The 21,147-nt window shown below is 69.3% G+C and carries 22 protein-coding genes; 16 read left to right on the plus strand and 6 right to left on the minus strand.

The annotated features are described in order from the left end of the window. Positions 1-466: 466 nt before the first annotated feature. The 3 genes from P1N55_RS07430 (at position 467) to P1N55_RS07440 (ending at position 2,670) form a co-directional block, all read left to right on the plus strand. Positions 467-808, plus strand: a complete 342-nt coding sequence (locus P1N55_RS07430; protein ID WP_276278292.1) for a cupin domain-containing protein — start codon at positions 467-469, stop codon at positions 806-808. A 65-nt stretch (positions 809-873) separates the two neighbouring features. After that, positions 874-1,689, plus strand: a complete 816-nt coding sequence (locus P1N55_RS07435) for a hypothetical protein (RefSeq protein ID WP_276278293.1) — start codon at positions 874-876, stop codon at positions 1,687-1,689. Positions 1,690-1,827: 138 nt separating this feature from the next. Continuing rightward, positions 1,828-2,670, plus strand: a complete 843-nt coding sequence (locus P1N55_RS07440; RefSeq protein WP_276278294.1) for a hypothetical protein — start codon at positions 1,828-1,830, stop codon at positions 2,668-2,670. Between the two features lie 199 nt (positions 2,671-2,869). On the opposite strand, the gene icd is transcribed toward P1N55_RS07440, so the two are convergent. Beyond that, positions 2,870-4,132, minus strand: a complete 1,263-nt coding sequence (gene icd / locus P1N55_RS07445; protein WP_276278295.1) for an isocitrate dehydrogenase (NADP(+)) — start codon at positions 4,130-4,132, stop codon at positions 2,870-2,872. Between the two features lie 162 nt (positions 4,133-4,294). Between icd and P1N55_RS07450 the strand changes: the two genes are divergently transcribed. From P1N55_RS07450 to map, 3 genes are all read left to right on the plus strand, one after another. Then, the gene (locus P1N55_RS07450) at positions 4,295-5,143 is read left to right on the plus strand and encodes an isoaspartyl peptidase/L-asparaginase (RefSeq protein WP_276278296.1); all 849 of its coding nucleotides are present in this window, start codon (positions 4,295-4,297) and stop codon (positions 5,141-5,143) included. Between the two features lie 210 nt (positions 5,144-5,353). Next, positions 5,354-5,671: a hypothetical protein gene (locus tag P1N55_RS07455; protein WP_276278297.1), complete on the plus strand. Its 318-nt coding sequence runs from the start codon at positions 5,354-5,356 to the stop codon at positions 5,669-5,671. A gap of 38 nt (positions 5,672-5,709) precedes the next feature. Further along, positions 5,710-6,606: a type II methionyl aminopeptidase gene (map, locus tag P1N55_RS07460; RefSeq protein WP_276278298.1), complete on the plus strand. Its 897-nt coding sequence runs from the start codon at positions 5,710-5,712 to the stop codon at positions 6,604-6,606. Between the two features lie 7 nt (positions 6,607-6,613). Here the strand turns inward: map and P1N55_RS07465 are convergent, their stop codons facing one another. Further along, a complete protein-coding gene (locus P1N55_RS07465; RefSeq protein ID WP_276278299.1) occupies positions 6,614-6,817 on the minus strand; it encodes a DUF7835 family putative zinc beta-ribbon protein in 204 nt (67 codons plus the stop codon). 237 nt (positions 6,818-7,054) lie between these two features. On the opposite strand from P1N55_RS07465, the gene P1N55_RS07470 reads away from it, so the two are divergent. Further along, complete coding sequence (locus P1N55_RS07470; RefSeq protein WP_276278300.1) at positions 7,055-7,612, plus strand: HIT family protein; 558 nt, start codon at positions 7,055-7,057, stop codon at positions 7,610-7,612. Between the two features lie 24 nt (positions 7,613-7,636). After that, positions 7,637-8,548 (plus strand): cation diffusion facilitator family transporter, encoded by a 912-nt coding sequence (locus P1N55_RS07475; RefSeq protein ID WP_276278301.1) that lies wholly within the window; start codon positions 7,637-7,639, stop codon positions 8,546-8,548. A 4-nt stretch (positions 8,549-8,552) separates the two neighbouring features. Here the strand turns inward: P1N55_RS07475 and P1N55_RS07480 are convergent, their stop codons facing one another. Further along, positions 8,553-9,836 carry a tRNA (N(6)-L-threonylcarbamoyladenosine(37)-C(2))-methylthiotransferase gene (locus P1N55_RS07480; RefSeq protein ID WP_276278302.1) on the minus strand — a complete coding sequence of 428 codons (1,284 nt, stop codon included), beginning with the start codon at positions 9,834-9,836 and terminating at the stop codon, positions 8,553-8,555. Positions 9,837-9,895: 59 nt separating this feature from the next. After that, positions 9,896-10,549 (minus strand): deoxyribose-phosphate aldolase, encoded by a 654-nt coding sequence (deoC, locus tag P1N55_RS07485; RefSeq protein ID WP_276278303.1) that lies wholly within the window; start codon positions 10,547-10,549, stop codon positions 9,896-9,898. A gap of 90 nt (positions 10,550-10,639) precedes the next feature. On the opposite strand from deoC, the gene P1N55_RS07490 reads away from it, so the two are divergent. From P1N55_RS07490 to P1N55_RS07505, 4 genes are read left to right on the plus strand one after another with little or no spacing between them, the layout of a single operon-like run. Then, the gene (locus P1N55_RS07490; protein ID WP_276278304.1) at positions 10,640-11,476 is read left to right on the plus strand and encodes a DUF63 family protein; all 837 of its coding nucleotides are present in this window, start codon (positions 10,640-10,642) and stop codon (positions 11,474-11,476) included. A gap of 45 nt (positions 11,477-11,521) precedes the next feature. After that, on the plus strand, positions 11,522-12,004 hold the full coding sequence (locus tag P1N55_RS07495) for a hypothetical protein (protein ID WP_276278305.1): 483 nt from the start codon (positions 11,522-11,524) through the stop codon (positions 12,002-12,004). Positions 12,005-12,050: 46 nt separating this feature from the next. Continuing rightward, positions 12,051-12,776 carry a nucleoside phosphorylase gene (locus P1N55_RS07500; RefSeq protein WP_276278306.1) on the plus strand — a complete coding sequence of 242 codons (726 nt, stop codon included), beginning with the start codon at positions 12,051-12,053 and terminating at the stop codon, positions 12,774-12,776. Positions 12,777-12,824: 48 nt separating this feature from the next. After that, positions 12,825-14,309: an HPP family protein gene (locus P1N55_RS07505; RefSeq protein WP_276278307.1), complete on the plus strand. Its 1,485-nt coding sequence runs from the start codon at positions 12,825-12,827 to the stop codon at positions 14,307-14,309. 5 nt (positions 14,310-14,314) lie between these two features. Here P1N55_RS07505 and P1N55_RS07510 read toward each other — a convergent pair whose 3' ends face one another. Then, positions 14,315-15,502: an NAD-binding protein gene (locus P1N55_RS07510; RefSeq protein WP_276278308.1), complete on the minus strand. Its 1,188-nt coding sequence runs from the start codon at positions 15,500-15,502 to the stop codon at positions 14,315-14,317. A 104-nt stretch (positions 15,503-15,606) separates the two neighbouring features. On the opposite strand from P1N55_RS07510, the gene P1N55_RS07515 reads away from it, so the two are divergent. From P1N55_RS07515 to P1N55_RS07525, 3 genes are all read left to right on the plus strand, one after another. Then, positions 15,607-16,845, plus strand: a complete 1,239-nt coding sequence (locus tag P1N55_RS07515) for a potassium channel family protein (protein ID WP_276278309.1) — start codon at positions 15,607-15,609, stop codon at positions 16,843-16,845. Further along, a complete protein-coding gene (locus P1N55_RS07520) occupies positions 16,842-18,812 on the plus strand; it encodes a potassium transporter TrkA (protein ID WP_276278310.1) in 1,971 nt (656 codons plus the stop codon). Before P1N55_RS07515 ends, P1N55_RS07520 begins: the two co-directional genes overlap by 4 nt. 101 nt (positions 18,813-18,913) lie before the next feature. Then, positions 18,914-19,192: a ubiquitin-like small modifier protein 1 gene (locus tag P1N55_RS07525; RefSeq protein WP_276278311.1), complete on the plus strand. Its 279-nt coding sequence runs from the start codon at positions 18,914-18,916 to the stop codon at positions 19,190-19,192. Here the strand turns inward: P1N55_RS07525 and P1N55_RS07530 are convergent. After that, positions 19,189-20,085 carry a GNAT family N-acetyltransferase gene (locus P1N55_RS07530; RefSeq protein WP_276278312.1) on the minus strand — a complete coding sequence of 299 codons (897 nt, stop codon included), beginning with the start codon at positions 20,083-20,085 and terminating at the stop codon, positions 19,189-19,191. The two genes, P1N55_RS07525 and P1N55_RS07530, sit on opposite strands and share 4 nt — an antisense overlap. Positions 20,086-20,326: 241 nt before the next feature. Here P1N55_RS07530 and P1N55_RS07535 point away from each other — a divergent pair, with 241 nt between their 5' ends. After that, positions 20,327-21,115: a hypothetical protein gene (locus P1N55_RS07535; protein WP_276278313.1), complete on the plus strand. Its 789-nt coding sequence runs from the start codon at positions 20,327-20,329 to the stop codon at positions 21,113-21,115. Positions 21,116-21,147 lie beyond the last annotated feature (32 nt).

Here is a 21,147-nt window from a genome sequence, read left to right on the forward strand (position 1 = left end):
GCGAGCGTAGTGAATCCACCGACCCAACGCTTGGCGGTGGTCAACCTGCAGAGCCAGAAAGCCCCCGTGCTATCGGCTCCCGCGACTCGCTGCGCTCCAGTAGGTGCTTGCATCGTCGGGGTTCGCCGATAGCACGGCCCCTTTCAGTCCCACCCATGCCGGCTGACCATCCAGCGTTGGGCGGGACTGAAAGGGGCGTTATCGGCGCTTCGCGCCGATTGCTCGGGAGAGCTCTGCTCTCCCGGTGGCTGGCTCCGGGAAGGCGGCCGAAGCAAGCACCGCAACGTAGTGAGGAGCGCAGGGAGGTCGTTCGAGAGAGCGAAGCTCTCTCGTGATGACGACAGACCGGAGGTCTTTCGAACCACCCCCGACTGGAGCCAGCCGGGGCTTTCTGGCTGTTCACAACCTGAATATCTCAAGTTAACACTACCCAACGCTTAGGGTCGCCGGCGGTGTCGGGGCGGGCATGGAAGAGGTCCCACAGGCGGCAAACGAGACAGTCGAAGTCGTCGACGGCGTCCACCTGACACAGATGGCTGCCGGCGAACGGATGAGCGTCCAGCACTTCCACTTCGAGTCGGGCGCGGTCGTCCCGGAGCACAGCCACGACCACGAACAGGTCGGTTTCGTCGTCCGTGGCACGTTCACCTTCGTCGCCGACGGCGATGAGTACGTCATCGGCCCGGGCGACTCCTACGTCGTGTCGAGCGGGGAACCCCACCGCGCGGAGAACCGGACCGACGAGCCGGTGACCGGCATCGACGTGTTCAGCCCGCCGCGGGTCGACGTGGACTGGCAGGCTGAGTGAACCGACGGTGCGGGGAACGGCCACCCCGCGAAAGCGGTTTGTCCCTCGAAGCCCCAGATAGACGAATGGGCCGGGCCACGCTCCTGGTCGCACTCGCCGTCGTGCTTGCCGGCTGTGGCGGCGTCGTCTCCTCGGAGCCACCGGAGACGGTGACACCCGCGCCAGTGCCGACGGACGCGGTGCGGTATCCGCCCGGCGTCACCGACGGGCACGTCGACGCCGCGACGCTCGCCGACGCACACGCCCGGGGGCTCTCGACGACCAACTACACGCTGACCACGCGCCAGCGAGTCCGGACACCCGACGGACAGCCGCTCCTCCGCATCAACCAGACTCGGCGCGTCTCGCGGGGCGCCGAGTCGTATCGCGGCCACTTCTATCTCGAGACGAACCTGTACGAGGACGGGGGCGGGTCGACTATCGAGTTCTGGGGTAACCAGTCCCTGCTGGTCACGCGGTACACGACGGCAAATCCCTACCGGGAACCGGAGGTCCGGCGGTGGCCTGGACAGCGTGACCCCTCGATCACGGACCTGACTGACCGACAACACCTCGAGGGGTTCCTGGCCGGCGTCGACGTCGCTCCGGTGCGGCGCACGCCCGACGGTGGCGTCCTGCTCGCCGGCAGCGGCGTGCGCGACAGGACCCTGCTCATCGTCCCGCTTGTCGTCGCCGAGCCGCGCAACCTCTCGCTGGCGATGCGGGTCCGCCACGACGGCGTCGTGCGCGCGGCCCGTGTCACCTACGACGCGACCCACAACGGGGAGCGGGTCCGCGTCGAGCGGACGATGCGGGTGACGGCGGTCGGCACGACACCGGTCGCGAAGCCGCCGTGGGTCGAGAACAGCACACCGGGCGACGAGTACACCGGCTTCTCCTGACCGGCGGCGTTCCGGACCGTCAGGTGGATTCGGCGTGGAAAGGAACACTGGCGCGACGTCCCCGCGGGTCCACAGACGGCGCCCTGGCTGCCGTGAGCCCGCGAAAACGGTTTGTGACTGGCTCCCTTGGAACGACCAATGGGCCGGTACGCCGTGGTCCTCGCGCTCGCCGTCGCACTTGCCGGCTGTGGCGGCGTCGTCTCCTCGGACGACCGAGCGACGGTGACGCCGGCACCGGTGCCCACCGACGGCCAGGGGTACCCGCCGGGCGTCACCAGCGACGGCGTCGTCGCGGCGGAGGTGGTCGACGCACACGTCCGGTCGCTGGCGACGACGAGCTACACACTGACCACGGTCCAGGAGATACGGGCGGAAGACGGAACGGTGCTGCGCCGGACCAACGAGACGCGGACGGTCGAACCCGGCCCCGGGGCCTACCAGGGGCGGTTCTACCAGGAACGGGACACGGCCGGTGGCGGGCAGGAGCGGGCGGCGGTCAAGTTCTGGAGCAACGGGACGTACGTCGTCACGCGCTACTGGAACCAGGAGGCCGACGGCGAGCGTGACGTCCGCCAGTGGAGCACCGAGAGCGACGCCCCGATAACGGACCTGACCGAGCGGCACCACCTGAAAGGGGACCTCGCGGGGGTGAACGTCGCACCGACGCGACGGACGCCCGACGGCGGCGTCCTGCTTGCCGGCAGCGGGTTCGACAACCGCGAGTACTTCGTCGTCCCGATCGTCCTCAGCGATCCGTCCGACCTCAGACTCCAGATGCACGTCCGGTACGACGGGGTCGTCGTGGTCGCCCACGTCACCTACTCGGCGATATACAACGGTCGACCGGTCGAGGTGCGGCGAGAGACCCGTGTGACCGACGTCGGGACCGCGTCGGTCGACCGGCCCGCCTGGACCGACGAACCGTCCACCGTCGGGGACCGCACTGGCCAGCGACTGCCACTGTTCGTCCGGGATAGGTAGCCGCGTCGGGAAAGGAGACCTGCTGCCACGTCGGCGGCAGCATTCGCTTGCGCGAGTGCGCGCCGGTCTGGCGCTACGGCAGCGTCAGGTGGTCGCTACGGGACCGCCTCGACGGTTGGCACCGCGAAGATCAGAGCACTGGCCTCAGGCCAGCTTCTCTATGTTCTGACGGCTTCGCCGTCAGAGCACGAGCGACTCTCTACGAGAGTCGCTCGACGTTCTCGACGACCTTGTCGGCGAACTCGCTGGTGGCGAGCTTCGTGCCGCCCTCGATCTGGCGCTCCAGGTCGTAGGTGACCTGGCCCGAGGAGATGGTCTCCTCGACGGCATCGCGGACCAGCTGGCCGGCGTCCTTCCAGCCCATGTACTCGAGCATCAGGCGGCCGGAGAGGATCATCGCGGTCGGGTTGACCTTGTCCTCGCCGGCGTACTTCGGCGCGGAGCCGTGGACCGGCTCTGCGAGACAGCGGGCCTCGCCGAAGTTCGCGCCGGGGGCGATGCCGAGGCCACCGATCTGGGCGCCGGCGGCGTCGGACATGTAGTCGCCGTTTAAGTTCATCGTCGCGATGACGTCGTACTCGCCGGTACGGGTCAGGAGCTGTTGGAGCATGTTGTCGGCGATGCGGTCGTTGACGACCAGCGTGCCCTCGGGCTGTTCGCCGTCGTACTCCTCCCAGAGCTCGTCCTCGGTGAGGACGTCCTCGCCGTACTCCTCCTCGGCGACCTCGTAGCCCCAGTCGCGGAAGGCGCCCTCGGTGAACTTCATGATGTTGCCCTTGTGGACCAGGGTGACCGAGTCGCGGTCGTTCTCGATGGCGTAGTCGATGGCCTCGCGGACGAGGCGCTTGGTGCCGAACTCGGTGATCGGCTTGACGCCGATGCCGACGGGGCCGTCGTGGATGGTGCTGTCGAAGCCCATCTCGTCCTCGACGAAGTCCTTGACCTGCTCGACCTCGTCGGTGCCGGCCTCCCACTCGATGCCGGCGTAGACGTCCTCGGTGTTCTCCCGGAACGTGACCATGTCCATCTGCTCGGGTTCCTTGACCGGGGAGGGGACGCCGTCGATGTGGTATGTCGGCCGGACGTTCGCGTACAGGTCCAGGGTCTTTCGCAGGGCGACGTTCAGCGAGCGGAAGCCGGCGCCGACGGGCGTCGTCAGCGGCCCCTTGATGGCGACGTTGAACTCCTTGATGGCCTCGACGGTGTCGTCGGGCAGGTTCTCGCCGTACATGTCGCGAGCGGACGACCCGGCGTAGACGCGCATCCAGGCGATGTCGCGACCGGTCGCCTGCGCGGCGGCCTCCAGCACCTTCTGGGCGGCCGGGCCGACGTCCGTCCCGATACCGTCCCCGTGGATGATGGGGATGATCGGCTTCTCGGGGACGTCGAGCGTCTTGTCTTCCGTGACCTCGATCTGTTGTCCCGCCTCGGGGACGTCGACCTTGTCGTAATCGTAGCCCATATCCGCGTGATTGATAGTCGATGGTAAAGGATTGCCGTTTTGCGCCTGATACGGTAACGAGGACCACACGACTGCGACGGGATCGGTGGCCCACCACAATACTGGGGATACCAGGGAGTCACTCTGGCGAGACGTTTTCTCCCCGGCGCTCGAGCTGTGGGTATGCACGTCGTCGTCCACGGCGGGGCCGGCAGCGCGCCCGAGGACCCCGCCGCCCGACAGGAGACGCTCGGGGCGGCCGCGGCAGACGCGAGCACCGCCGCCGACCCGCTCGAGGCGGTCTGTGCGGCCGTCCGGCCGCTCGAACGGGACCCGACGTTCAACGCGGGCGTCGGCGGCGCCGTCCAGAGCGACGGGACGGTCCGGACCGACGCGGGCGTGATGACCGCCGACGGCGTCGCCGGGGGCGCCTGCGCGATGCCCGGCGTGGCACACGCAACCGACGTGGCGCGCGTCGTCGCCCGCGAGACGCCCCACCTCCTGCTCGCGGGCGACCCGGCGGTCGAACTCGCCCGAGCGAGCGGTATCGAGACCGGAGAGACGCTCCTGACCGACGAGACGCGCGAGCGCTGGACGGCGGCCGACCCGCCGGGCCGCGACCGGCGCGACCACCTGGCGTGGGTGCGCGAGCACTTCCAGGGGACCGACACCGTGGGCGCGGTGGCGACCGACGGCGACCGGCTCGCGGTGAGCACCTCGACGGCCGGCCGGTGGTTCGCGCTGGCCGGTCGGGTCGGCGACGTCCCGCAACTGGGCGCGGGCTTCTACGCCGACGAGCGCGGCGGGGCGAGCGTGACCGGCGACGGCGAGGCCATCGCGCGGTTCGGTCTCGCCCGGCGCGTCGTCGAGGCGCTGGCGACCTTCGGACCGCGACAGGCCGCCGACGAGACCCTCGCGGCCTTCGACGCCGAGACCGGCGGCAAGGCCGGCGTCGTCGTGATGGACGCGGCCGGCCACGTCGGCGTCGAGTACAACACCGAGGCGCTGCAGACCGCGCGAGCCGAACGGTAGGCGGGATTCGGGTCCCGGCGCCGTCCGTCCCCGGTCAAGGGCATCCTTCAGACCGTTCAACTCGCCGTTGAACGGACCGGCCTCCGTCAGACGGGACGTATCAACCGTTGAAATCGGATCGAACACGGCGGTTTCAGAGAGTCTCCCTTCGCATATCGGCGTCAGGAATCGGACTCAAGAGTTATTCGCCTCGCCGCCGAATAGTCGCCAGTGAGTCTCGCCCTCCTCGCACTCGCCTGTGGCTTCGCCGCCCTGGCCGCCGTCGTCGTCGCCCGTGACGCGGCACGCCGCGGGACCCGCTGGCTCCAGGCCGGGACCGCCGCGGGCTGTGTCGTCCTGTTCGGGTGCAGCGTGCTCGTGCTGTACGTCGACCCGCTGGCGACGCGCTACGCGCTGGTGACCGGCCGCCCCGGGAGCGCCCTCTCGCCCCGCGAACTGGTCGGCCTGTTTGCCGGCGCCGCCGCGGTACTGACGGTGACCGTCCTCGCCGCCTACGGAGCCCTGACGCGGACGCGGCGGCCGGCGTAACGACAAACGCTTTCAGTCGGACCCGCTAACCCGGAGCCATGAGCGATGTGGATTTCGACTCCGAGCAGTACGAGAAGTGCCGCGAGGCCGGCGAGATTCTGGCACAGGTCCGCGACGAAGCCGCAGAGCGAGTCGAGGTGGGCGTCTCCCACCTCGAAGTGGCCGAGTGGGCCGAGGACAAGATCCGCGAACTCGGCGGCGAACCCGCGTTCCCGGTCAACATCTCCATCGACGAGGAGGCCGCCCACGCGACGCCGTCTCGCGACGACGACAGCACGTTCGGCGAGGAGATGGTCAACCTGGACATCGGCGTCCACGTCGACGGCTGGCTGGCCGACACGGCGGTGACGGTCGACCTCTCGGGCCACGACGAACTGACCGCGGCGTCGGCGGAGGCGCTGGACGCCGCGCTCGAGGTGGCGGGCCCTGGCGTCGACGTCGGGGAGATCGGGGCGGCCGTCGAGGAGGTCATCGACGGCTACGGGTACAACCCCGTCGTCAACCTCACCGGCCACGGCCTCGGCCACTGGGAACAGCACACGTCGCCGAACATCCCGAACCGCGAGGTCTCCCAGGGCGCGACGCTGGAACCGGGGATGGTCGTCGCCATCGAACCGTTCGCCACCGACGGCCGCGGGAAGGTCCAGGAGGGCGCCGACGAGGAGATCTTCGCCCTCGAACGGGAGGGGTCTGTCCGGAATCGACAGGCCCGACAGGTCCTCGAACAGGTCGTCGAGGAGTACAAGACGCTGCCGTTCGCCGCCCGGTGGCTCGACTCGCCGCGGGCCAGCATGGCCCTGCGACGGCTCAAGCAGGCCGACATCGTCCACGGCTACCCCGTGCTCAAGGAGGAAGACGGGAAGTACGTCAGTCAGAAGGAACACACCGTCATCGTCACCGAGGACGGTGTGGAAGTGACGACCCGGTCGCGATAGGCCCCCCTCAGGCGTTGTTCATCCGCGTGGTCTCGGTCGTACCACAGACCAGGCACGTGCTCACCCGGTAGGGTTCCCGGGAGAAGGCGGCGTTCTCCGACTCGGTGTCGGGACTCTCGGTCAGTATCTCGACGCTGACCGCGTGCGGTGTCTCGGATCCGCAAGCCGTACAGCCTTCCTCGTGGTCGACGCCTTGCTTCGTTGTTGCCATGCTACTCCCGTCTCGGGGCGAGATGTGCATAAATACCCCATTCGGTTCGCCACCGTTCAGTTCGTTTTACGGCGCTCAAGGCCGGTTTGAGGGGGATTTGGACGGGATTTCGGTGGACGGTAGGGGGGCTAGTTCGACCGTGAACGAACTGTTCGCCGGCGTGAACGGCCGACGCATTTATATACCCCTATCGAACACGGCGAAGCCGTTTAGGATACCGGGCCGGACTGTCGCCACATGGACCAGGTGTTCGCACCGTGGCGAATCGAGTGGGTCGAACGCGACGAGAAGAACCCCGACGTCGATTGCGTGTTCTGTTCGTTCCGCGACGACGACGCGGACCGGGAGCACAACGTCGTCGCCCGGAGCGATCACGCCTACGTCTTGCTGAACAACTACCCGTACAACCCGGGCCACGCGATGGTCATCCCCCACACCCACACCGGCTCGTACGGCGACCTCGACGACGAGACCCTGCTGGACCACGCACACCTGAAACAGCGGACCCTCGCCGCTCTGGAGTCGGCGATGGAGCCAGACGGCTTCAACGCCGGCCTGAACCTCGGCGGTCCCGCCGCCGGCGGCTCCATCGGCGACCACCTCCACACCCACGTCGTCCCGCGCTGGGAGGGCGACACCAACTTCATGCCGGTCGTCGCCGACACCAAGGTCGTCGTCGAAGCGGTCGCGGACACCTACGACCGCCTCCACGAGGCGTTCGCCGAGCAGGACGGGACCATCCTGCCCGGCCCCGATACCGCTGTCCGGGTCGAGACGCCCCCGAAGGGTCTTTGACTCCCCCCTGTTACCTCCGGATAGATGTCGCGCCGTAGCACCCTCCGGCGGGTCGGCCTCCTGGTGCTCGCGGTCAACCTGACGCTCGTCGTCCTGAAAGGCGTCGTCTGGCTGGCCTCCGGGAGCCTCGCCGTCCAGTCCGAGGCGGTCAACAGCGCGGCCGACACGGCCTACTCGCTGGTCATCGTCGCCGGCCTCTACCTGACGACCCAGCCGCCGGACTTCGAACACCCCCACGGCCACGAGCGCATCGAGCCGTTCGTCTCGCTGTTCGTCGCGGCGGGCATCTTCGTCGCCGGCGGCGTCGTCCTCTGGCAGGCCGGCAGTGCCCTCCTGACGGGGAACGTCAGCGTGACGAGCGGGCCCGCCGCGGTGGGCGTCCTCCTCCTCTCGGCGGCCGCGAAGTACGGCCTCTACCGCTACTGTCTCGCGGCCGGCCGGGAGCGCAACTCCCCGGCGCTGGTCGCGACGGCCAAGGACAACCGCAACGATATCCTCACCGCGGGGGCGGCGCTCGTCGGCGTGGCCGGGGCCTTACTCGGCTTCCCCGTCGCCGACCCGCTGGCAGCCATCGTCGTCGCCGTCGGCATCCTCTATACCGGCGTCGACGTGGTCCGGGACAACGTGACGTATCTCGTCGGCGGTGCACCACCCGAGGAACTCCGCCGGGAGATTCTGAACCGGGCGCTGGCCCACCCCGACGTCGAAGGGGCCCACGACGTCATCGCCCACTACGTCGGCCCGGAGATCGACGTGAGCCTCCACATCGAGGTCGAGGGCGAGCGGACGCTGAACGAGGCCCACGACATCGAGACGGCCGTCATCCAGTCGGTCAGGGACTTGCCGGAGGTCGACGACGTCTTCGTCCACGTCGACCCCAAGGAGCTCGGTGAGTGGAAGGACGACGACGAGGTCGAACGGCTCGCGGACTGGTAGCGGCTCAGTCGGCGAGTCGCGCCCGGGAGAGCGGTTCGCCGAAGGCGTAGACGGTGTTGTGGCTCGTAATCTCCACGTCGACGACGTCGCCGACCGCCAGACCGCGGTCCTCGGCGTCGGCGACGACGACCTGGCGGTAGGCCTCGTCGTAGCCCACGAGCGACGCCTCGGTGCCGTCCTCGACCAGCAGGACCGACGACGTCCGGCCGACCATCTCCTCGTAGGCCTGCCCGGTCAGGTCCATCTTCAATTCGGTCATCGCCTTCGAGCGGTCCTTCTTCGTCTGGCCGCCCAGCCCCTTCATCTCGGCGGCGTCGGTGCCGGGCCGCTTCGAGAAGCGCGTGACGTTGATCTTCTCGGGGCTGGTCGCCCGGAGCAGGTCCATCGACTGGTCGTGGTCGTCGGGGTCCTCGGTCGGGAAGCCGACGATGAAATCCGTCGAGAGCGTCCAGTAGTCCAGCGCGTCGTCGAACGCCTCGACGACCTCCAGGTACTCGCAGACGTCGTGCTGGCGGCGCATGTCCGCGAGTACGTCGTCGCTCCCGGACTGCACGGGCGCGTGGATGAAGTTGTACAGCTCGTCGTGTTCGGCGAAGACGGCCGCGAGCTCCTCGCGAACGCCGTGCAGTCCCTTCGGGTTCGCCATCCCGACGCGAACCCGGAACTCGCCGTCGATCTCGGTGCAGATTCGGTCCAATAGTTCGGGCAGGAGGCTCGTCCCCTGATTGGTGTCCCAGCCGTAGACGCCGGTGTCCTGGCCGGTGATGCGCAGTTCCTTCGCGCCGGCGTGGACCAGCGCGCGGGCCTTCTCGACGTTCTCCTCGACGCTGGGTGAGTCGATGCGGCCGGTCGCCTGCTTGGTGATGCAGTAGGAGCAGTCGCTCATGCAGCCGCGGGCGATGGGGAGGATGCCGACCACCCCGTTCAGCACCGTCTCGGTGTCGGGCGTCACGGTCGGACACTCGCCGTTGAGCACGTGCTGGGGCACGTCGTCCCAGTGGAGCACCTCGGCGTCGACGCCGGCCGCGTGGAACTGCTCGCCCTGGGCGAGGGCCATACACCCCGTTATCACGAGGTCGGCGGGCGTCTCCGCGTCGAGTTCCCTGGCTCGCTCGAGCATGTTGCGCTCCGTCTTCTCGAGGACCGTGCAGGTGTTGAGGATGGCCACGTCCGCCGATTCGGGGCCCTCGGCGGGGTGGTGCCCCCCCTCGCGGAGCGCCTGCTCGATCTGCTGGGTCTCCCCCCGGTTGGAGGTACACCCGTACGTCTCGATGTGGTAGCGAGCCATCTGCGGTCACCCGACAGTTCGTGCCGGGAGCAAAAAGGGCGACGGTTGGCCCCGTCCGGTCACGCCCCGTCGGTTCCCTCGCTGCCGCGCTGGTCGCGCCACTCCTCGACGATGACGTCGCCGCTCGAGGCACCGATGCGTTCGGCCCCGGCCTCGAACAGCGCCTCGGCCTGGGCCCACGACCCGACGCCGCCGCTGGCTTTCACCGGGCGGTACTGGCTCAGTATCTCGACGTCGTGGACGGTGGCGCCGCCCTCGCTGAACCCGGTGGCCGTCTTGCAGAAGTCGGCGTTCGCCTCGGCGACGAGCGCGCCCACGCGATGGAGTTCCGCGTCGGTCAACAGCGGCGCCTCGACGATGACCTTCACCGGGACGGGGACGGCCGCGACCACCTCGGCGACGTGGTCGCGGACGGCGTCGTCCGCACCGGCTTTCAGCAGGCCGACGTTACACACCACGTCGAGCTCGTCGGCCCCGTCGTCCCAGGCCTGCTGGGCGGCCCGGCAGACCGGGGCCGTCGCACCCTGGCCGTGTGGGAAGTCGAGCACCGTCACGAGCGGGACGTTCGCGTACTCGTCGGCGAGCGGAACGTAACACGGGGGGACGCACGCTCGCATGCCGTGGCGAACCGCCGCGTCCAGGCAGGCCCGCACGTCGTCGGGCGTCGTCGTCGGTCCGAGGACGGTGTGCTCGATGCGCTCGGGGACGTCCATGGGGGCTAGACACCGGGCCAGCACGTAAACGTCCCGACGAGCACGCCGTCTCCGGAAAGTTTTCCCCCCTCCGGGTCCGCGTGGAGAACGATGATACTGCCTACGGGGTTCGGACTCCCGCCGTTGCTGTATCTCCTCGTGCTCGTCGGCGGGACGGTGCTGGTCGGGTCGCTCCTGTGGGCGCTGGAACCGCCTATCGATCAGCGCACGGTCGTCGCCCTCGCGCCGTGGATGGCCATCGGCGGGGTGCTCCACGCGTTCAACCAGCGCCCCATCGCGGCCTACGACGCCGCCGTCCAGCCGCTGTTTGGCACGCCGGCGGTGTACATGACGACGTTCATCACCGTCGGGCTGACCTGGGTCGTCCTCTCGCTGGTGGGCGTCCAGCGCGGGTCGGCGAGGAACATCAGCCGTAACCTGGGCCTAGTCGGGACGGGCGTCCTGACGGTGCTGCTGGTCATCGCCATCGCGATGGCGGTGCAGTCGGACCGCCTGAGCGTCGTCTGGCCGACGGCCTCCGTCGTCGTCGCCGCCATCGTCTCGCTGGTGACGGTGGCCGTCGTCGCGTTCTGGCGGACGCCGGTCTTCGTCCGCACGCGCTACGCCGCTCCGGTGGTCGTGTTCGCACACGCGCTCGACGGGGTCTCGACGGCCGTTGGGACGGACATCCTCGGCATCGGCGAGCGCTCGCCGCTCCCGAGGGAGATCATGGAGTTCGCCGGGGCGCTCCCGACGGCCCCCGTCTTCGGGTCGGGGTGGCTCTTCATCCTCGTCAAACTGCTCGTCGCCGTGGCCGTGGTCGTCCTGATGCACCAGTATCTCGAGGACGAACCGGCCGAGGCGAGCCTGCTGATCTCCTTCGTCGCCGCCGTCGGCCTCGGCCCGGCGAGTAACAACGTGGTGCTGTTCCTCTTTCTCCCCCAATAAGGCGGGTTCAAAACGCTCTTTGCCCCCCCTGCCGACGCGGTAGGTATGCTCACCCTCTCGCTGGGCCAGTGGGTCGTGGTCTGTCTGCTCTCGGGGTTCGTCGCGGCGGTGCTGATGAACGTCCCGATGGTCGTCCAGCCCGAGGGGTACCTCCCCGCCTACGTCGCCGCCGCCGGCCTGACCGGCTCCGACCCGACGGAGGTCAGTCAGGTGTTCGCCGTCGCCGTCCACCACGTCACCGGGACGGTGGCGACCCTGCTGTACGGCGCCGTCGTGCTGGTCCTCTCGCTCGTCCTCCCGACGGTCGCCTCGCTGAACGGCGTCCCGGCGATTCCGCACCTGGTCGGCGCCACCGGCCTCGTGCTGTTCGTCTTTTACTTCTTCGAGCGAGTGGCGATGCCCCGTGCCGGCGGCCGACTGGACGCCGACCGGGAACGGATCGTCCAGCAGTGGGCGCTGTCGTCGTTCATCTACGGCGTGACGGTTGCGCTGCTCGTCCCGGTGACGGTCGATCTGCTGGGGCTGTAGCCGCGAATCCCCGCCGACTTTGAGGGGGCCGGCCGAACTCCGCCACATGGCCAAACAGCCCCACCTGCTCGTCGAACCGGGCGACCTGAACGACGTCGCGCTCGTCCCCGGCGACCCCGGGCGCGTCGACCGCATCGCCGCCCACTGCGAGGACAGCGAGACGGTCACCCAGAACCGCGAGTACAAGCTCGTCAACGCCACCTACGAGGGGCGCGACCTGACCATCTGCTCGACCGGCATCGGGTCGCCCTCGGCGGCTATCGCCGTCGAGGAACTCGCGGCCGTCGGCGTCGAGACGCTCATCCGCGTCGGCACGACCGGCGCGCTGCAGGAAGGCATCGAGATCGGCGACATGGTCGTCGCCACCGGCGCTGCCAAAGACGAGGGGACGACGAAACGATACGAGTCCGAGACCGTGCCGGCGGTGCCGGACTACGCGGTGCTCTCGGCGCTCGTCGACGCCGCCGAGGCCAACGGCGAGGACGTCCACGTCGGCCCCGTCGCCACCGACGACGCGTTCTACGCCGAGACCGACGAATACGTCGCGGACTGGGAGGCCGCCGGGCTCCTCGCGGTGGAGATGGAGGCCGCCGCGCTCTTCTCGCTGGCCCGCCGGAAGGGGCTCCGCGCGGGCGCCATCTGCACCGTCGACGGGAACCTCGTCGAGGGGACCCAGAAGGGCGAGACCGAGGCCGACGAGCTGCCCGAGAAGGCGAAGGACAACGTCGAGCGGGCCATCGAGCTCGGCCTGAGCGCCGCAGCGTCGCTGTGACCGCCCGCCGCCGGTGCGTTTAACCGACGCTCGCCCCTTCGACGGGATATGCTCGACCGAATCGCCGAGCGGGTCCGCCTCGTCGCAGCGCGGGTCCGGCGATTCGAACGGCGCGAGCTCCGGGATCTGCGGCGGTGGCTCGAGCGGACCGACCACCTCGTCCATCTCTCGGTACTGGTGTTCGTCCCGTTGCTCATCTGGGTTGTCACCGCCGTGGCCAACGCCGTCCCGTCGCTGAGCTTTCTGCTCTTCCCGCCGCTCGCGGCCGGCACCTTCACGCTGTTCGTCGACCCGCACGGCAAGTACTCGAACCCGGGGCAGTTCGTCGCCGGGTTGACCATCGGGGCCGCCTGCGGGTTGGCGGCGCTGTGGCTGTCGGGCGCCGTGCTGACGACCGCAACCGGCACCTTCCAGGTCAACGCGACCGCCGCTGCCTTCGCCGTCTTCGCCACTGGCGCGATTACGTGGCCGCTGGACATCGAGGAACCGTCGGCCCACGCGACGGCGTTGCTGACGCTGCTCGTCGGCCCCGACCAGCGCCTCGCGTTCCTGGGCAGCATCTTTCTCGCGAGCTCGCTCGTGGCCGGCGTCTTCGTCGTCTGGCGCGACCAGTTCTACGACCGCCGCGCCACCTACATCTACGAGTCGACCCAAGGCGACGACCGGGTTCTCGTCCCGATGCGCGGGGATCACGCCGGCCGGACGGCGATGCTCGGGGCGCGACTCGCCGCCGCCCACGAGGCGGGCAAGGTGGTCCTGCTGGACCTCGTCTCGAATACGGCGGCCGCCGAGGCCGAACGCTCGCTGCTCGAGACCGCCGACGAGACGCCCCAACACGACGGCGGCCACGCCCTGGACCCGACCGGCGGCGACACGCCGGGCAGTCTCACGGGCGCGGACAACCTCAAGGCCCAGGTCGACTGGCTCGAGACCCACGCCGCGCGGATCGAGACACAGGTGGGGGTCCCCTGTCAGGTGGCCGTCGCCGTCGACACGGGCACGCCCGCCGCGACGGCGATCCAGACGGCCGAGGAGGCGAACTGCGACCTGGTCGTCGCGCCCTACGAGAGCGAGCACGGCGCCCTCTCTCCCTTCCTCCGTCGCCTGTTCCGGGCCGAGCTAGACGTCGTCGTGCACCGCTCGCGGAGCGAGCGGACCCGCTGGAAGGACGTCCTCGTCCCCGTCCGGCGGGCCAGCGACGTCGCCAACCGGATGGTGGACTTCGCGACGCGGCTGGCGGGCAAGAGTGGGCGAGTGGCCGTCGGCACGTGCATCGGCGACCGGGACGACAGGCGACGGGCCGAGGAGATGCTGGCGAGCCTCGTCGACCCCTTCGACGGCGACATCGAGACGCGGGTCAGTCGCGCGACCATCACCGACTTCCTCTCGTCGACCGGGAGAGCGTACGACCTGGTCGTCATCGGCGCCAGTCAGGACCGCAGCGCAGCCTCGCGGTTCGTCTCGCCGCCGACCTTCGAGCGCCTCGAGGACGTCGAGACGGACGTGGCCATCGTCGACAGCGGCCACGCGTAGGCGACTTACTCGCCCTCGCCGGTGATCTCCGCGGCCGCCTCCTCGTCGTCGACCTCGGTGATGTGATCGGCCAGGCTCTCCATGCCCTCCCGACCCAGCGCCGACTGGACCAGCAGGTGGCCGCCGATGACCATCGGACTGATGACCGTATCGGCCCCCGCCCGCCGGAGCTTCTCGATGTTCTCGCGCTCGGCGGCGGCCGCGACGATGTTCACGTCTGGGTTGAGGTTGTTCGCGGTCAGTATCGCCAGGGCGTCCTGGGCGTCGTCGCTGGTCGCGACCACCACCGCACGCGCGTCGGCGATGCCGGCCCGTATCAGCGGATCCTCGTCGCTGGGGTCGGCGGTCAGCACCGGGATATCCCGCTGCTTGAGGCGCGAGGCGACGTCCGTGTCCTCCGTGATGACGATGTAGTCGACGGCGTCCGCAAACTCTTCGATAACCGGTTCTGTCATGTCGCCGTACCCGAGGACCAGCACGTGGTCCTCGAGCAGGTCGAGTTGTGCGTCTGTCATTTTGCCGAGTGCCTCCGAGAGGCGTTGTTCGATGGCCGGGCCCAGCAGCGACCCCAGCGCGATGGCGAAACTGGCCGTCCCGAGGACGACCACCGACATGGCGAACAGCTTCGCCTGCTGGGTCTGTGGGGTCAGGTCGCCGTAGCCGACGGTGCTGGCGGTGACGATGGAGTAGTAGAAGGCGTCGGTCACCGTCGAGACGCTGCCGAACTCGTCGCGCAGCGCGTAGGTGCCGACGGTGCCGTACACCTGCGCCGCGATCAGGGCGGCCCCGGCGGCCAGCTGGGCCGTCGTCAGGTCTATGTCGCGCGTGAACCGGTGGCGGTTCAGCAGCATGGTCGGGAGCGAGACCAGCGACAGGACGACCAGCGGGAACGAGAACGCCGACGTCTGGACGAGTCCCTGCAGCGCCGACACCGGGAGCAAGACGACGGTGGCGTACCAGGCGGTTCGGAGTCGCCGGCGCAGGCCGACCACGCTCAACAGCAGCGAGAACCCGGTGAGCGCGCCGGTGAAGCCGGCCGTCCGCTGGATGGTCTCCGGGATGTACACCGCGAGCGGTCCCGAGACGGTGACGTCGCTGATGTTGATGACCCCCGTCGCAAAGGAGAGGACGGCCACCAGCGTCGGCAGGAGTATCGTCGCCCGTGCCCCGAGCCAGTCGCGCGACCAGTCCATACCTGCTCGATTCCGACTCGACGGGCTATATATGCTATCATTCGACCGGCAAACGGCCCCGAACTGCCGGAACCCATTTGGCACTCGCCGCTCACGGTGGGGACATGGCTTCCCTTCCGCTCGAAATTCTCATGGGGATCTATCTGGGGTTGCTCGTGGGCGTCATCCCGGCGCTCGTCTCGTGGGCGCTCGGGTTCGGATTCAAGTACTTCACCGGGGTAACGCTCCCCGGATTCCCGGTGGCCCTGCTCGCCATCGCCCTGGCGGGCGTCAGCGGGGGGCTCCTGGCGCTCGCGGACCAGTCGATAACGCAGTTGCCCAACGCGGAGCGCATCGTCACGGCGATACTGCTCGTCGGAATGGTGTCGATGTACGCCCACAGCAAGGGCGACAAGATGGGTGCGGAGTTCCCCAAGCGCCTCTCGCTCGAGAAGTTGCGCGACCGGCGCATCTCGACCGACGTCATCGAGATGATGGGCGGGCGCGACGAGGTCCGCATCCAGGTCGTCGGGGAAGTGGCCGACATGGAGGGGTACCCACCACTCGCCGAGCCGCTCCGGGCGGAGATTCGGGGAAGCGAGTGGACCTTCCCGGCCGACCTCAGAATCGGCGAACTCGAGGCCCGGCTGGAAGACCGGCTCAAGACCGAGTTCGACCTGGGCGATGTCTCCGTCTCCGTCGACGAGCGGGGGCGGGCAACCGTGGTCGCCGCTCCACCGTTCTCTGGACTCTCGAAGCGCGTCGGGACCGGTCGCCACGCCGTCTCCGTCGACGCGCTGTTGCCGACCGGCCTGGCGCGAAACGACGAGGTGACGATTCTGACGACGGACGCGCAGGTCCGGGGCACCGTCGTCAGCGCGCGGTGTGGCGAGCCCGACGCGGCCGTCGAGCCGCCGGCGGAACCCGAGACGCCCGACGAACCGGACGTCGAGGGCCCCGAGCAACCGCCCGCGCCGGTCCGGGCGCCGACGACGACCGGCGGCGATGGTCGACTCACCGTCGCCGTCACCCGGACGGACGTCCAGCCGCTGTTGCGGGCCGCCGAACCGAAGGTGGTCGTCGAGCCCCGGGGCGTCCGCCGGGAGTACGAACTCGTCTCGCTCCTGCGGCGGGCCGGGAACCGGTTTCGCAAACTCAGCGTCCGCCCCAACGGAGCCCTCGACGGGACCACCCTCGGCGAGGCCGGCGTCCGCGGGACCTACGGCGTCGGCGTCATGGCCGTCCGAAAACCGGGTGGGTGGCGGGTCGGCCCGGGCGGCGACACCGCCGTCGAGGCCGGCGACGAACTGTACGCGGTCGGCGACAGGGACGCACTCGACGCGTTCGCGGAGGCGGTCGCGTGACTGGGACCGTGCTCCTCCAGAGCGGCGACGCCACCGCGATGGTGCTCCAGGAGGGGGCCGAACTGCTGGGGCTCGGCATCGCCGTCGCCACCGTCTCGGGGCTCGTCGCGCTCCTCTATCGCTGGTACGTCCGCGAACACGTCCCGAACGGGCTGGCCGTGCTCTTTGGCCTGACCGTCGTCGCGCTGTACCTCGGGACGACGACGGCCCTCGGGGAGGTAATCGTCGGCGACGAGGACGTGCTCCAGTTGCGGGCGGTCCTGCCGAACCTCGCCGCGTTCGCCGTCGGCGGCGTCGCCTCGTACACCGGGCTGAAGATCGGCGACCGCCTGGGGACGGACCTCTTCGTGACGACGGGCGGGCGTGACGTCGAGGCCGACGTAAGCGAGATCGTCCAGACGGTCGGGCGTGTCACCTCGGTCAAGCTCCCCGAGACGATAGACGACATCGTCGGCTACGACCCGATGCCCGAGGCGACCAAGGAGACCCTCGAGAACCGGCGGTTCCTCTTCCCCCGCCGGCTGACCAGAGACGAGCTCCGGACCCGGCTGGTCTCGCGGCTGAAGGCCGACTACGGCGTCGGCCACGTCGACGTCGAACTCGACGAGAGCGGGGCGGTGACCTACCTCGCCATCGGGTCGCGGGCGGCCGGCATCGGCCCGACGCTGCCCCCCTCGACCAACGCCGTCGCCATCCGAGCCGACCCGGCCAACGCCGCCAGCGCCGGCGACCTGGTCCAGGTCTGGGGGACCGACCCGCCGCGGCGACTCCTGACGGGCGAGCTGCGCGGCGTCGCCGGCGAGACGGTCACCGTCGCCATCGACGCCGCCGAGACGCCGAAGGTCGACCAGACCGAACGCTACCGCCTCGTGACCCTGCCCGTCGAGGAGCGCCCCGACCGCGAGTTCGCCTCGCTCCTGCGGGCCGCCGACGAGACGATGGGCACCGTCACCGTCGGGCCCGGGAGCGCCCTCGACGGTGCGACGGTCGGCACCGTCGACGCGACGGTGGTCGCCATCACCCGCGAGGAGAGCGCACCGCGGACGATTCCCGCCTCGGGCGAGTCGCTCGCGCCCGGCGACGTCCTCTATCTCATCGCGAAACCGGCGGCGCTGCGAAGCATCGAGACGGACGCCGAGGGCACGGCGACGGACGCCGACGTGGACGCGCCCCCCGAGGTGTCACCGGCCACCGATGCTGAAGGTGACGGCGACCTCCCGGACGGGGCGGACGCCGGAGGGGAGCGAACGGGCGGAGACGAACCGGCCGACGACGACACTCCGACGGACGGCGCGACGGCGGACGCGAGTGCGGCCGCCGATGCGGCGACCGCTGCGGTGGCCGACGCCGACGGAGCAGACGACACCGGCGAGACGGGGAGCGAGACAGTGCCGACGGACACCGACGCCGAGGACGCGCCGGCCACCGAACTCGAGGTCGAGGATGTGGATGACGCCGACGCTCCCGAACCAGCCGACAGCGACGGTTCCGAATCGGCCGACACGGACGACGACCGGGAACCAGCCGACGGTGGCCCCGACGCGAGCGACGACGCGACGACGGGACCGGCCGACGGACACGCCGGCGGCGAAGACAGTACCGACCCCCCGACGGGGGAGGGTGGCGTGGTCGAAGCCGACGGAGACGACGACACTGACCCGCCCGAGGACGGCGGCTTCGGTTCGCTGACGGCCGAGGCGGGAGACGAGGACGTCGACATCGACGACTTCCTCACCTCCTCGGCAGACGTCGAGGTCTGGGACCCGGAGGACCGCCTGCCGTCGGAGGGGGAGAGCGACGCTGCCGACACCGACGCCGCCGGGCGAGGCAGACGCTGCCGACGAGACGTCCGAGACCGGCGTGCCCGACGAGCAAACCGACGGCGAGGACGAGGACGCAGTCGACGATGCAACCGACATCGAGGACCGCTGAGTGGCGGTGGTTACTTTAGCAGCAATCGTTTTTGAGAGCCAGAAAGCCCCGGCTGGTCACGACCGCAATCTCGTAACTAACCACTACCCGTTGAGTCGACGGAACGCTCTTTACGCGCGCGCACCCCTACCCGACTATGGAGTGGAAACTGTTCGCCCACCTGCGCGACGTCGCCGGCGGCGAGTCGGTCACCGTCGACGTCGAGGGTGGCGCCACCGTCGAGGCAGCGCTGGACGCGCTCCTCGCGGCCCACCCGAGGTTGCGTGAGGAGGTCCTCGACGAGGGTGGCGACCTGGCGCCGCACATCCAGGTGCTCGTCGACGGCGAGGACCCGTTCGCCCGCGGCGACGGCATGGAGACGGCCGTCGACCCCGAGACGGAACTTGCCCTGTTCCCGCCGGTCAGCGGCGGCTAGAGTCCCGTCAGGTCCGCCGTCAGGACGAAGTCCGGCCACTCGCTGATGCCGGCGCGGGCAGCGGCCGCCTCGGCCACGTGTCGCGGCGTCTCTGGAATCAGCACCCGCGTCCGGTCGACCCCCAGCGCCGCGGCGTCGCTGCGAACCGCGTCGAACAGCGCCGCCGCGGCGTCTGCGTCCGCCCACGCGCCGACGGCGTACTCGGCCAGCGACCCGTCGTCCGCGGGGTCCTCAGTGGTCCGGACCCGACAGGCCATGCCCCGCGTCCCCGACGCTTTGACGGCGAAGACGGCTTGCTCGTCGGCCAGCCGGTCGAGCGTCGCCCGCGGCAGCTCCGAGAGCGCCCAGCTCCGGCCCGGGTCCAGCGCCAGCCCCGACAGCGCCGTCCGGGCGTCGCTGTGTGTCCAGTACGTCCAGGCCGCCGCCGGGTCCGACGCGACGGGCAGCGACGGATTGGCGTCGCGCGGTTCGGGGTGAGCCCACCGGAACTCGCAGGTTGGCTCGAATCCCGCGGCGACCGACTGTCCCAGGCCGGCGCCGTTCCACGAGAACACCATGTTCCGGGCGACCGTCGCCCCGTTTTCGCGGGCCCACGCGAAGAGGTCCTCGACCATCGCGAGGCCGTGGCCTCCGCCCCGGTGGTGGGGGTCCACCCGCATCCCCTGGAGCCACGCCTCGGTGGGAGAGAGCAGGAGGCCCTGACAGACGCCCACCACCGACCCGTCGGCCGCCTCGGCGACGACGGTCCGCTGGTCCGCGCCGTCGCTGTCGATCCACCGGTCGAACACCTCCGGGATGTAGTCGACCATCTCGCGGTCCGGCCAGACGTCGGCACAGAAGGCGGCCACGTCGTCGTAGTCGTCGTGGCGTGCCTGTCGAACCCGGATGGACATACCGGGAAGTGGGTCGTCATCGGTCAAAAACCTACGGCGGGTTCGTAAGTGTCACACCGGTGGAATCGAGACCGCACTAGGGAGAGTCTATGCACGCTTCCCCTGAATACGACATTCGAACCATATTGGTACAGAAGTTAACACTGCCCAATCATATTCTATAGATAACATAATTTTATATACTTGTCAATTGTCTAACCACCTGATGGATGAATTGCCAAACCGACGAACGTTTCTACAGATGAGTGGCCTCGCGGCCGGCGCAGCAATGCTTCCCCTGTCTGCGACGGGCGCACAGGCAAAGCAGCCCAACGCCGTGTTCGACCTCGACTTCAGCGACGGCGACGATGCCGCTGACAACACGAGTTCGAGCGCGGGGTGGGTCGTCGACCGCCGGGCTCCAGAGGCATGGACGACGGATTCGGGACGGCTCTGTATCGACATCGACGAAACGGCCGAGACGAGCGGGTTCTACCGCTATCAGGGCAAAAAGTACCAGGATGCAGACGGCTCGTACTGGTACGCTGGCAGAGGCTCCCGTCTCTCGTACCGCTTCTACATCGACCCGGCGTGGGAGACCGACGGCGAAGCACACGAGTCCGGTGTCTGGCCCGTCCTCGGGAACGCAGACGGGGCCATCAGTGCCTATCCGATCCTCGCGTATCAGGACAGCGGCGCGAGCGACACGGGTGACGCACAGTTCCGCGCGTACGTCTACGAGTCCGACGAGGACGGCAACTTCGTCACCGACAAGTGGATCGATCTCGGCCTCCCGAAGAAACTCGGCATCGACCCCGAGGAAGGTGGCTGGGTCGACGTCGAAGCCCAGCTCCAGCGGTTCAGAGACGGCGCTGCACTCAAGTGGCGCATCAACAACAAACTCGTCGTCGACGAGCGCGGATACAACGTATTCGCGCCGAGCACGCAGTTCCTCGAGTTCATCTTCAACAGCATCAACTTCGGTAAGGACGCGACGTACTACTACGACGACGTCGTGCTGACGACGCCCGGCAACGCTCGAAACAAGTAAGAGCCGACCGAACCGAGCGAATTTTTCGAGGC

It is taken from the genome of Haloarcula regularis (assembly GCF_029338315.1).
GTDB classification, from domain to species: Archaea; Halobacteriota; Halobacteria; order Halobacteriales; family Haloarculaceae; genus Haloarcula; species Haloarcula regularis.

Bases quoted from the DNA above. Each gene is read 5' to 3' on its own strand.
- P1N55_RS07430 (WP_276278292.1), top strand. From the start codon at position 467: ATGGAAGAGGTCCCACAGGCGGCAAACGAGACAGTCGAAGTCGTCGAC.
- P1N55_RS07435 (WP_276278293.1), top strand. From the start codon at position 874: ATGGGCCGGGCCACGCTCCTGGTCGCACTCGCCGTCGTGCTTGCCGGC.
- P1N55_RS07440 (WP_276278294.1), top strand. From the start codon at position 1,828: ATGGGCCGGTACGCCGTGGTCCTCGCGCTCGCCGTCGCACTTGCCGGC.
- icd (WP_276278295.1), bottom strand. From the start codon at position 4,132: ATGGGCTACGATTACGACAAGGTCGACGTCCCCGAGGCGGGACAACAG.
- P1N55_RS07450 (WP_276278296.1), top strand. From the start codon at position 4,295: ATGCACGTCGTCGTCCACGGCGGGGCCGGCAGCGCGCCCGAGGACCCC.
- map (WP_276278298.1), top strand. From the start codon at position 5,710: ATGAGCGATGTGGATTTCGACTCCGAGCAGTACGAGAAGTGCCGCGAG.
- P1N55_RS07465 (WP_276278299.1), bottom strand. From the start codon at position 6,817: ATGGCAACAACGAAGCAAGGCGTCGACCACGAGGAAGGCTGTACGGCT.
- P1N55_RS07470 (WP_276278300.1), top strand. From the start codon at position 7,055: ATGGACCAGGTGTTCGCACCGTGGCGAATCGAGTGGGTCGAACGCGAC.
- P1N55_RS07475 (WP_276278301.1), top strand. From the start codon at position 7,637: ATGTCGCGCCGTAGCACCCTCCGGCGGGTCGGCCTCCTGGTGCTCGCG.
- P1N55_RS07480 (WP_276278302.1), bottom strand. From the start codon at position 9,836: ATGGCTCGCTACCACATCGAGACGTACGGGTGTACCTCCAACCGGGGG.
- deoC (WP_276278303.1), bottom strand. From the start codon at position 10,549: ATGGACGTCCCCGAGCGCATCGAGCACACCGTCCTCGGACCGACGACG.
- P1N55_RS07490 (WP_276278304.1), top strand. From the start codon at position 10,640: ATGATACTGCCTACGGGGTTCGGACTCCCGCCGTTGCTGTATCTCCTC.
- P1N55_RS07495 (WP_276278305.1), top strand. From the start codon at position 11,522: ATGCTCACCCTCTCGCTGGGCCAGTGGGTCGTGGTCTGTCTGCTCTCG.
- P1N55_RS07500 (WP_276278306.1), top strand. From the start codon at position 12,051: ATGGCCAAACAGCCCCACCTGCTCGTCGAACCGGGCGACCTGAACGAC.
- P1N55_RS07505 (WP_276278307.1), top strand. From the start codon at position 12,825: ATGCTCGACCGAATCGCCGAGCGGGTCCGCCTCGTCGCAGCGCGGGTC.
- P1N55_RS07510 (WP_276278308.1), bottom strand. From the start codon at position 15,502: ATGGACTGGTCGCGCGACTGGCTCGGGGCACGGGCGACGATACTCCTG.
- P1N55_RS07515 (WP_276278309.1), top strand. From the start codon at position 15,607: ATGGCTTCCCTTCCGCTCGAAATTCTCATGGGGATCTATCTGGGGTTG.
- P1N55_RS07525 (WP_276278311.1), top strand. From the start codon at position 18,914: ATGGAGTGGAAACTGTTCGCCCACCTGCGCGACGTCGCCGGCGGCGAG.
- P1N55_RS07530 (WP_276278312.1), bottom strand. From the start codon at position 20,085: ATGTCCATCCGGGTTCGACAGGCACGCCACGACGACTACGACGACGTG.
- P1N55_RS07535 (WP_276278313.1), top strand. From the start codon at position 20,327: ATGAGTGGCCTCGCGGCCGGCGCAGCAATGCTTCCCCTGTCTGCGACG.